This window comes from Streptomyces sp. NPDC107500 (genome assembly GCF_055582785.1).
Map to the genome: position 1 here is coordinate 151582 of NZ_JBVJPF010000001.1, position 9441 is coordinate 161022.

A 9441-nucleotide genomic window follows, 5' to 3' on the forward strand; every position below is an offset into this window, starting at 1 on the left:
CTTGTGTTCCGTTCCAGGAGTCGGTCAGGAAGGGACAATGTGTGCGGGACGGATCGGCGAACGGGTGGAGCGGATGGAACGCACGAAGGCGGAACTTCCCGGCGGCTCCGGGGACACCGGCGGTGCCGGGGAGCGTACGGGTACCGGCGCGGGCGCCCGAGGACCCGGCGCGGGGGCGTTCCGTGACCGCGCGATGACCTCCTTCAGCCCGGCCGACGAGGAAAAGCGCCGCGGCGTACGCCGGATGAAGCTCACCGCGACCGGACTGCTGCTCTTCGTCGCCGTGGTGTACGTGCTGGCCGAGTGGGCCTCCCACCGCGGCGCGGGTGCCTGGGCGGGCTATGTCGGCGCCGCCGCCGAGGCCGGCATGGTCGGCGCCCTCGCCGACTGGTTCGCCGTCACCGCACTCTTCCGCCACCCGCTCGGCATCCCCATCCCGCACACCGCGATCATCCCCAAGAAGAAGGACCAGCTCGGCGTCTCGCTGGGTGAGTTCGTGGGCGAGAACTTCCTCTCCGAGGACGTCGTGCGGCAGCGGCTGCGCGCCGTCGGCATCGGCAGTCGGCTCGGCGCCTGGCTCGCCGTGCCCGAGCACGCCGACCGGGTGACGGCCGAGCTGTCCGCCGCCCTGCGCGGCGCCCTCACGGTGCTGCGCGACTCCGACGTGCAGGCCGTGGTGGGGGAGGCGATCACGCGCCGGGCCGACGCGCAGGAGATCGCCCCCGGCATCGGCAAGCTGCTGGACCGGATCGTCACCGACGGCGGTCACAAACGCGCCGTCGACCTGGTCGTCTCCCGCGCCCACGACTGGCTGGTCCTGCACGGCGACTCCGTGATGGACGCCGTCCAGGGCGGGGCGCCCGGCTGGACGCCCCGGTTCGTGGACAAGAGGGTCGGCGAGCGGGTCTACAAGGAACTGCTGCGCTTCGTCACCGAGATGCGCGACATGCCCGCCCACCCGGCGCGCGGCGCCCTCGACCGCTTCCTCGCGGACTTCGCCTCCGACCTCCAGTCCGACACGGACACCCGCGCGCGCGTGGAGCGGCTGAAGACCGAGGTGCTGGGCCGCGGCGAGGTCCAGGACCTGATCGCGTCCGCCTGGACGGCCGTACGGTCCATGATCGTCTCCGCGGCGGAGGACGAGCGCAGCGAACTGCGGCTGCGGGTGAGGGCCTCGCTGCTCTCCCTGGGCGCCCGGATGGCCTCCGACCCGAAGGTGCAGGGCAAGGTCGACGGGTGGGTGGAGGGCGCCGCGGTGTACGTGGTGACGACCTACCGCCGCGAGATCACCTCCCTGATCACCGACACGGTGGCGAGCTGGGACGCCGAGCACACCACCAAGAAGATCGAGGCGAACATCGGCCGCGACCTCCAGTTCATCCGCATCAACGGCACGGTGGTCGGCTCGCTGGCCGGGCTGCTGATCTACACGGTCTCCCGCATGCTGGGGGCGTAGGCCCCGTCCGGCTCCGGTCCGGCGGGCCCTCTGCCACCCGGCGCGGCGGGCGTGTTCCCTCCGGCGCAGGGCACAAGGGAGGCGTTCGCTCGACGGAGAGGGAGCCATGACAGCAGAATCGGCGTCGGGTCCGGTGCCCGCCTCCGCCGGGACCGTCACCACGGCCGTCCCGGCCCGCCTGGACCGCCTGCCCTGGTCGCGATGGCACTGGATGATCGTGATCGGCCTCGGGACCGTCTGGATCCTGGACGGTCTGGAGGTCACGATCGTCGGCAACGTCGCCGGACGCATCGCCGAGGACGGCAGCGGCCTCGACATCACCTCCGCGCAGATCACCGGCCTCGCCGCCGCCCTGTACGTGGCGGGCGCGTGCTCCGGTGCCCTGTTCTTCGGCTGGCTGACGGACCGCTACGGCCGCAAGAAGCTGTTCATGGTCACGCTGGTCGTCTACCTCGCGGCGACCGCGCTGACCGCCCTGTCCTTCGAGTCCTGGTGGTTCTTCCTCTTCCGGTTCCTCACCGGCTTCGGCATCGGCGGCGAGTACGCGGCCATCAACTCCGCGATCGACGAGCTGATCCCGTCCAAGTACCGGGGCCGGGTCGACCTCATCATCAACGGCAGCTACTGGCTGGGCGCCATCGGCGGCGCGCTGCTGTCCATCGTGATGCTGGACACCGACATCTTCCCCAAGGACCTCGGCTGGCGGCTCAGTTTCGGCCTGGGCGTCGTCCTCGGCCTGGTCATCCTGCTCGTACGGCGGCACGTGCCGGAGAGCCCACGGTGGCAGTTCATCCACGGCCAGGGCGAGAAGGCGGACACCCTCGTCTCCTCCGTCGAACGGGAGATCGAGCAGGAGAAGGGGGAGAAGCTGCCGCCGCCGGCCGGTGAGATCACCATCCACCAGCGCAAGAGCATCGGCTTCGGTCTGATCGCCAAGACCGTCTTCCGCCGCTACCCGCGCCGCGCCGTCCTCGGCCTCTCCCTCTTCATCGGCCAGGCCTTCCTCTACAACGCCATCACCTTCGGCTTCGGCACCATCCTCATCACCTTCTTCGACGTGCCGACCGGCAGCACCGGCTACTACTTCGCCGTCATCGCCGCCGGCAACTTCCTCGGCCCGCTGCTCCTCGGCCCGCTCTTCGACACGGTCGGGCGCCGGATCATGATCTCGGGTACGTATCTGCTGTCCGGCGTGCTGCTCTTCGGCACGGCGTACCTCTTCGACCAGGGCTCGCTCACGGCCACGACGATGACGGCCTGCTGGTGCGTGGTGCTGTTCTTCGCGTCGGCCGGCGCGTCCAGCGCGTACCTGACCGTCTCCGAGATCTTCCCGATGGAGACCCGGGCCATGGCCATCGCCTTCTTCTACGCCCTCGGCACCGCCGCCGGCGGTATCAGCGGCCCGCTGCTCTTCGCCGACCTGACGGAGTCCGGCGTGGTCGGCGACACTGTTCTGGCCTTCCAGGTCGGTGCCGGGCTGATGTGCGCGGCCGGTCTGGTGGCGGCGTTCCTGGCGGTGAAGGCGGAACGCCGTTCGCTGGAGGACATCGCCGAACCGCTCTCCTCCGTGAAGGCGCAGCCCTAGGGAACAACGGGATCAGGAGCCACCCGATGACCATCCGCAGAATCGTCCCCAACCTGCACATCGAGTCCGAGGAACTGTGGAACTCGAGCCGTGACTTCTACGGGCTCCTCGGCTTCGAGGAGGTCATGGACATGGGCTGGGTGACGACCCTGGCCTCGCCGTCCAACCCGACCGCCCAGATCAGCCTCTTCACCGAGGAGCGCACCGCGCCGGTCGTCCCCGACCTGAGCGTGGAGGTCGAGGACGTCGACGCGGTCTACACCCAGGTGGCCGCGTCGGGCGCGGAGATCGTACGGGAGCCGCAGGACGAGGAGTGGGGCGTACGGCGCTTCTTCGTACGGGACCCGAGCGGCAAGGTCATCAACGTCCTGACCCACCGCTCCTGACCCGGCTCCCGCGCGGCGCACCGCTCAGCCGCGCCGGTCGCCCCGACGCCCGCCCGCTCAGCCGCGCCGGTCGGCCACCGCCCAGGAGGCCAGGGCCACCGCGCCGGCCACGCCGAGGACGGCGGGCCAGGCGCCCACCTTCTTGGCCAGCGGGTGGGATCCGGCGAAGCCCGCCACGTAGGCGGCCGTCAGGGCGCCTGCGGCCGCACCGCCGGCCCGCTGCCGCCACTGCTGTGCGGCGGCGGCCCCGGCCACGGCCAGCACGGCTCCGCCCAGCTCCCGCCGCTTGGTCCACCGGGCCACGCCGTACCCGCCGACGAGCCCGCCCGCGGCGACCGCCGCGCTGGGAACCTTCGCCATCTCTGCCTCCTGCCACGCCTCCGACTGATGGTTCCGAGGCTAATCACCGTCGCGCCCGGCGCACGCGCCGGGGTGAGCGCCTCTCCCCCGCCCGTCGGCGCGGGCGTACCCCCCGTTCGGGCGCAGGCCGTGCCCTGGCCGCGTCACTTCCGGGTATCCGCACGTTCAGAGGGGTGGACGGACCGACCGAGGGAGCGCGCAGCCGATGAACACGCAGAGTCCCGGCACGGACCGGCCCCGCGCCCGGTCGGTCCGGGTGGACGGAGCGAGGGTGGCCTGCTGGGAGTCGGGGCCGCCCGACGCCGAAGCCGTGCTGCTCCTGCACGGCTACCCCGCGAACCACCACTGCTGGCGCCACCAGGTCCCGCGCCTCGCGGCCCGCCACCGGGTCGTCGCCCCCGACCTCCTCGGCTGGGGCGAGTCCGACCGCCCCCTCCACCTGCCCTTCGACTACGACACCGAGGTCGCCCGGATCGGCCGCCTGCTGGACGCCCTGGAACTCGACTCGGTGAACCTGGTCGGCCACGACTACGGCGGCTTCCTCGCCCTGGGCTTCACCGAGGCCCACCCCGCGCGGGTGCGCAGGCTGGCCGTCCTCAACAGCCGCGCGCACGCCACGTTCACCCGCCGCTGGTACACCGTCTTCAGCCTGATCGGCCTCGCCGGACGCACCCCCGCACTCCGGTCCGCGGCGCTGCGCCTGCCGTACGCCGCCCTCCACCGCCGCACCTTCGCCCCGCTCGTCCGCGCGGGCCATCTCGACGCCCGCCTCCTGGACGGCTACGTCGACTGGATGGACACCCCGGAGGGCCGCCGCTGGCTGCTCCACTACTTCGGTGACTACCGCACCCCGCCCCGCCCCGAGCTGCGCCGCCGCCTGGACACGGTGACCTGCCCGACGGCGGTGGTCTGGGGCCGCACGGACCCGTACCTGAGCCCGGACATCGCGACCGGGCTGGCCGCGGCCGTGCCCGGCGCCGAACTGACGATGCTGGACGACGCGGGGCACTGGGTGATGGACGAACGCCCGGGCGACGTCACGGCCGCCCTGCTCAGGCTGCTGGAACGGCCCGAACGGCCCGAAGGACCCGCCACGCACGGGTGAGACGCAGGTCACACCAGCTGATCTCCGTGGCCTGTCACATCACGCCCGCGCACTCCGTCGTAGCGGTGTAGCCCCAGAGCGCACCACCGGCCACCCGGCCGGACCGGCCGGACGACCCACGACGGAGGAACCCCTCATGGAAGCTCGACTCAACCTGTTCTCGAACCCCCTCGCCGGCAAGCTCCTGCGCCACATCAACTCGGCGGGCAAGGCCGTGACCGACTCGGCGCTGCCGGCCGCGACCCAGGAACTGGTCAAGATCCGCGCCAGCCAGATCAACGGCTGCGGCTTCTGCCTCGACATGCACACCAAGGACGCCGCGAAGGCCGGGGAGACCTCCCTGCGCCTCAACCTGATCGCCGCCTGGCGCGAGGCCAAGGTCTTCACCGACGCCGAGCGCGCCGCCCTCGAACTGACCGAACAGGGCACCCGCATCGCCGACTCGGGCGGCGGCGTCACCGACGAGGCCTGGGCGAAGGCCGCCGAGCACTACGACGAGGACCAACTGATCGCGCTGGTCGGCCTGATCGCCGTCATCAACACCTACAACCGCATGAACGTCATCACCCAGCAGCCGGCGGGCGACTACGAGCCGGGCATGTTCGGCTGATCCGCGGAGCCTCCCGGCCGGTGGACGGCGCGCCCCGAACGCCGGGGCGCGCCGTCCCGGCGGTTCAGCCGGCGTACAGCCGGACCGGCAGCCGCTGGTGGCCGTTGCTGATCAGCGAGGGCACGGGCGGCAGTTCCTCCGCCGGATCGGCGAGGTGGATGCCGGGGAAGCGGTCGAAGAGGCTCTCCAGCGCGAGCACGACCTCCATGCGGGCCAGCGGCGCGCCGAGGCAGAAGTGCACCCCGTGCCCGAACGCCAGGTGGTCCTTGACCACGCGCGTCGCGTCGAAGGTGTCGGCGTCGGCGTGCCAGTCCGGGTGCCGGTTGGCGGCGGCGTACGAGGCGAGGATCGCCTCCCCCCGAGCGATGGTCTGCCCGTCCGGCAGGGCGATGTCCGTGACCGCGTACCGCAACGGCAGGTGCTTGACCGCCGGTTCGTGACGCAGCGTCTCCTCCACCACGTCGCCCCAGGTGACCGCACCCTTGCGGACCAGTTCCAGCTGGTCGGGCTGGGTCAGCAGGGTGTACACGGCCTGGTCGATGACGTTGACGGTGGTCTCGTAGCCGGCGCTGATCATCAGCAGCAGCGTGTCCCGCAGCTCCCCGGGGGAGAGCCGGGCACCGTCCTCCTCGTCGTCCCGGGCCGCGATGAGCAGGGACGTCATGTCGTCGCCCGGCGTGGCCCGCTTGTCGGCGATCAACTCGTCCAGGACCCCGTACAGGCGCGCGGTGTTGGCCATCGCCTCGGCCTGGCTCAGCGTCGTGTCGAAGACGCCGTCGACGAGCGCGCGGAAGCCCTCCCGCTGGTCCTCGGGCACGCCCATGAGGTGACCGATCACCGCGATGGGCAGCGGATACGCCAGCTCCTGCCGCAGGTCGACCGGCCGGTCGGCGGGCAGCTCCGCGAGCCGGTCGATCAGCCCGGCGACCATCCCCTCGACGGCCGGCCGCATCGCCTCGATGCGACGGGCGCTGAAGGCCGGGGCCACCAGCCGGCGCAGCTTGCGGTGGCCCTGGCCGTACGCGGTGAACATGTTCTCCACCGCCACCCACAGGGCGAGCGGCCAGGTGGCCACCACCTCACCGAAGGCGGGCCAGTGCGCGCGCCCGTCCTTGGAGACGTCCGGACTGGTCAGGAGCTGTTTGAGCAGGGCGGGATCGGTGATCGACCAGGCTTCCACACCGAGCACGTCCACCCGCGTGGCCGGGCCGCGCTCCCGCAGGGCGCGGTGCTCGGCGTGGTGACCGGCACCGGTGGGGTCGAGGACGAGGGGAGACTGCTGGGTCGCCATGACCTGGCTCCTTAGTGTGCGGCGGGGAAGGTGACGGGCAGCGATTCCAGGGCCCGGTGGAACGGGCCGGGACGCCAGGTGAGGTCGGCGAGGGGACGGGCGAGGTCCGTCTCCGGCAGCGCGTCCAGGAGGTGGGTGACCGCGGTCTCCGCGATGAGGTAGGCGTGCGAACGGGCGGGGCAGGCGTGCGGGCCGATGCTCCAGGCCAGATGGGCCCGGTTGCCCGTGTGCCGGCCCTCGGGCACGCCCTCCGTCAGGGCCGGGTCGTTGTTCGCGGCCGCCATGGAGATCACCACCGGCTGGTCGGCGGGCAGCAGCACTCCCTCCACGTCGATGGGGTACGGGGGATAGGAGATGCAGTAGTTGGCCATCGGCGGGTCGGTGTAGAGGACGGCGTCGAGCGCGTCGCGCACCGTGGACAGCCCGGCGTGCAGATCGGCGGAGAACTCCTCGTCGGTGAGGATCTTCAGGATCGTGTTGCTGATCAGGTTGGTCAGCGGCTCGATCCCGGCACCGTAGAGCGTGACGAGCTGATGGCCCATCTCCTCGTCGGTCAGCTCGGCGGGGTGCAGCGTCAGCCGGGACGTGATGTCGTCGCCGGGGTGCTGCCGGCGCAGGGTCACGAGGTCGGAGACGGCCTGGGCGAGGATCTCGTTGCCGCGCTGGGCGTTGGTGGTGTCGAAGATCTTCGCCATACCGTCGGCGATGCGCTGCCCGATCTCGTCCGGGCAGCCCAGCAGCGCGCTGAGGACGCTGAAGGCGATGGGGAACGAGTACTGGGTGAGCAGGTCCGCCGAACCGGTGGTGCGGAACCCGTCGATGGCGCCGTCGGCGACCTTCTCGACGAGGGCGCGCAGTCCGTGCTGGTCGACCTTGTCGATGGCGTGGGTGTTGGCGGACCGGTAGCGGGCGTGCTCGGCGCCGCCCGAGCGCAGCGCGTTGGGCCGCCACTCCATCATCGGCCGGACCGGGCAGGTCGCCGGGATCAGCTTCTCCCAGGCGCGGGGGTCGGCCGGGAAGCGCAGCGGGTCGTTGAGGATGCGGCGGGCCTGGTAGTAGCCGATCACCAGGGTCGCGGGGACACCGGGCGCCAGATCGACGGGGACGAGCGGACCGTGGGTGCGCCGCATGCGCCGGTACGCGGCGTGCGGGTCCGCCGCGAACTCCGGGTCGTACAGGGCGATCCGGCCCGGTGGGCTCGTCGGCGCGGGCTCGGCGGAGGGCAACGTCATGGGCGGGACTCCTGGAGGGCGGCGGCTGAGCGGTGCTCGCGCTGTTGCTTGTGCTCGGAGAGGTACTCGGTGAGCGTGATCAGGGCGTGCAGCGAGGACGTGCGGTCGCGGGCGTCGCAGGCCGTCAGGGGCGTCGCGGGTTCCAGGGCCAGCGCCTCGCGCAGCTCCGCCTCGGGGTAACCCGGCGCGCCGGGGAACGTGTTGATGGCGACGGCGTACGGGATGCCGGCGCCGTCCAGGAGACCGAGGGCGTCGTGGGAGGCGTCGAGGTCGCGGGTGTCGGCCAGCACGAGACAGCCGAGGGCGCCCTCCGCCAGGTCCTCCCACAGCGGCTGGAACCGGGACTGCCCCGGCAGCCCGAACAGGTACAGCGCGAGCCGCCCGTCGGCCATGTGGATGCGGCCGAAGTCCATCGCCACGGTCGTCGTCGTCTTGTGCGGGGTGCCGCGCAGGTCGTCCACGCCGGCGCTGGCCTGCGTGATGGGCTCCTCCATCCGCAGCGGCCGTACCTCCGAGACGCTGCCGATGAACGTCGTCTTGCCGACGCCGAAGCCGCCCGCGACCACGATCTTGGCCGACCGCGTCACCGAGGCCGGGACGTAGGTGACGGGCGGGTCAGACCATGGAGCGCAGTCCACGGAGTACCTCCTGGAGCAGGTCGAAGTCGGGCTGGTGCTCGGTCGCGGCGACCGGGCTGGAGAGGTGGCCGGAGTCCATCAGCGAGGAGACGAGGATCCGCACCGTGGAGGGCGGCAGCTCCAGCGCGGCGGCGATGTCGGCGACGGCCAGGCCGCCGTCCGCGCCGGCGAACAGCCGCATCACCCGGCGGGCGTCCGGGGCGAGGGTGTCCGTCGGGCCGGTCGCGGCGATGACCACGCTCTCCGGGCGCACGTCCTCGCGGGCGCGGACCTGGCCCCCGGTACGGACGTAGGGCCTGACCATGTCGGGGTCACGCCGCGGCCCGGTCATGCCGTCGAGCCGCCTTCCGCGCCTCCCGCGCCCGCCGCGCCCTCGGCGACCGGCACGCGCTCCGCCGTGCCCAGTTCGTGCCCGACCCGGGTGGCGAGCCGCACCATGTGGTGGGAGATCAGCCCGACGTCGGCGTCCGGGCCGGTCGTGCACACCGACAGCATCGTGTTCTTCGCGGCGGTGGTCGTCAGCCCGATGCAGCCGACCGACTCGATCAGCAGCTGGCGCATGCCGGCCCCGCCGGTGAACTCGTCCCAGGCCTTGCCCGCCGCCCGCAGCGCCGCGGTCAGCGCCGCGAACTTCTCCCCGTCGTCCTGGCCGATCGTCTCCGTACGGGCCTTCAGCAGCCCGTCGCTGCTCATCAGCACGGCGTAGCGGACGCCCTCGACGGTGCCGAGTTCCTGGTCGAGCAGCCAGCCCAGGCTGTTGGTGTGTGTGTCTTGCACG

11 protein-coding genes are annotated in these 9441 nt (G+C 72.2%); 5 read left to right on the forward strand and 6 right to left on the reverse strand.

All coding sequences use genetic code 11. The features are described 5' to 3' along the window. Positions 1–37: 37 nt before the first annotated feature. From ACZ67M_RS00650 to ACZ67M_RS00660, 3 genes are all read left to right on the forward strand, one after another. Positions 38–1456, forward strand: a complete 1419-nt coding sequence (locus tag ACZ67M_RS00650; protein ID WP_392008059.1) for a DUF445 domain-containing protein — start codon at positions 38–40, stop codon at positions 1454–1456. 106 nt (positions 1457–1562) lie between these two features. After that, on the forward strand, positions 1563–3041 hold the full coding sequence (locus ACZ67M_RS00655; protein WP_361353940.1) for an MFS transporter: 1479 nt from the start codon (positions 1563–1565) through the stop codon (positions 3039–3041). 26 nt (positions 3042–3067) lie between these two features. Then, the gene (locus ACZ67M_RS00660; RefSeq protein ID WP_361353943.1) at positions 3068–3427 is read left to right on the forward strand and encodes a VOC family protein; all 360 of its coding nucleotides are present in this window, start codon (positions 3068–3070) and stop codon (positions 3425–3427) included. A 57-nt stretch (positions 3428–3484) separates the two neighbouring features. Here the strand turns inward: ACZ67M_RS00660 and ACZ67M_RS00665 are convergent, their stop codons facing one another. Further along, the gene (locus tag ACZ67M_RS00665; RefSeq protein ID WP_125494338.1) at positions 3485–3787 is read right to left on the reverse strand and encodes a hypothetical protein; all 303 of its coding nucleotides are present in this window, start codon (positions 3785–3787) and stop codon (positions 3485–3487) included. A 205-nt stretch (positions 3788–3992) separates the two neighbouring features. On the opposite strand from ACZ67M_RS00665, the gene ACZ67M_RS00670 reads away from it, so the two are divergent. Together ACZ67M_RS00670 and ACZ67M_RS00675 are read left to right on the forward strand one after the other, a co-directional pair. Continuing rightward, a complete protein-coding gene (locus ACZ67M_RS00670; RefSeq protein ID WP_469849001.1) occupies positions 3993–4892 on the forward strand; it encodes an alpha/beta fold hydrolase in 900 nt (299 codons plus the stop codon). A gap of 136 nt (positions 4893–5028) precedes the next feature. Continuing rightward, entirely contained in the window at positions 5029–5502 is a 474-nt protein-coding gene (locus ACZ67M_RS00675) for a carboxymuconolactone decarboxylase family protein (RefSeq protein ID WP_382807798.1), read from the forward strand. 64 nt (positions 5503–5566) lie between these two features. Here ACZ67M_RS00675 and ACZ67M_RS00680 read toward each other — a convergent pair whose 3' ends face one another. The 5 genes from ACZ67M_RS00680 to ACZ67M_RS00700 are packed head-to-tail and all read right to left on the reverse strand — an operon-like array spanning position 5567 to position 9440. After that, positions 5567–6793 carry a cytochrome P450 family protein gene (locus ACZ67M_RS00680; RefSeq protein WP_392008066.1) on the reverse strand — a complete coding sequence of 409 codons (1227 nt, stop codon included), beginning with the start codon at positions 6791–6793 and terminating at the stop codon, positions 5567–5569. An 11-nt stretch (positions 6794–6804) separates the two neighbouring features. Then, positions 6805–8025, reverse strand: a complete 1221-nt coding sequence (locus tag ACZ67M_RS00685) for a cytochrome P450 (RefSeq protein ID WP_361353958.1) — start codon at positions 8023–8025, stop codon at positions 6805–6807. Then, positions 8022–8663: a GTP-binding protein gene (locus ACZ67M_RS00690; protein ID WP_361353961.1), complete on the reverse strand. Its 642-nt coding sequence runs from the start codon at positions 8661–8663 to the stop codon at positions 8022–8024. Before ACZ67M_RS00690 ends, ACZ67M_RS00685 begins: the two co-directional genes overlap by 4 nt. Then, positions 8641–8994 carry a DUF742 domain-containing protein gene (locus tag ACZ67M_RS00695; protein ID WP_125494343.1) on the reverse strand — a complete coding sequence of 118 codons (354 nt, stop codon included), beginning with the start codon at positions 8992–8994 and terminating at the stop codon, positions 8641–8643. The genes ACZ67M_RS00690 and ACZ67M_RS00695 overlap by 23 nt, the downstream gene beginning before the upstream one ends. Beyond that, positions 8991–9440 carry a roadblock/LC7 domain-containing protein gene (locus tag ACZ67M_RS00700; protein ID WP_467322736.1) on the reverse strand — a complete coding sequence of 150 codons (450 nt, stop codon included), beginning with the start codon at positions 9438–9440 and terminating at the stop codon, positions 8991–8993. Before ACZ67M_RS00700 ends, ACZ67M_RS00695 begins: the two co-directional genes overlap by 4 nt. Position 9441 lies beyond the last annotated feature (1 nt).

Excerpts from the sequence above, each read along its gene's own strand:
- ACZ67M_RS00665 (WP_125494338.1), bottom strand. The coding sequence starts at position 3,787 with ATGGCGAAGGTTCCCAGCGCGGCGGTCGCCGCGGGCGGGCTCGTCGGC.
- ACZ67M_RS00680 (WP_392008066.1), bottom strand. The coding sequence starts at position 6,793 with ATGGCGACCCAGCAGTCTCCCCTCGTCCTCGACCCCACCGGTGCCGGT.
- ACZ67M_RS00655 (WP_361353940.1), top strand. The coding sequence starts at position 1,563 with ATGACAGCAGAATCGGCGTCGGGTCCGGTGCCCGCCTCCGCCGGGACC.
- ACZ67M_RS00685 (WP_361353958.1), bottom strand. The coding sequence starts at position 8,025 with ATGACGTTGCCCTCCGCCGAGCCCGCGCCGACGAGCCCACCGGGCCGG.
- ACZ67M_RS00695 (WP_125494343.1), bottom strand. The coding sequence starts at position 8,994 with ATGACCGGGCCGCGGCGTGACCCCGACATGGTCAGGCCCTACGTCCGT.
- ACZ67M_RS00670 (WP_469849001.1), top strand. The coding sequence starts at position 3,993 with ATGAACACGCAGAGTCCCGGCACGGACCGGCCCCGCGCCCGGTCGGTC.
- ACZ67M_RS00675 (WP_382807798.1), top strand. The coding sequence starts at position 5,029 with ATGGAAGCTCGACTCAACCTGTTCTCGAACCCCCTCGCCGGCAAGCTC.
- ACZ67M_RS00660 (WP_361353943.1), top strand. The coding sequence starts at position 3,068 with ATGACCATCCGCAGAATCGTCCCCAACCTGCACATCGAGTCCGAGGAA.
- ACZ67M_RS00650 (WP_392008059.1), top strand. The coding sequence starts at position 38 with ATGTGTGCGGGACGGATCGGCGAACGGGTGGAGCGGATGGAACGCACG.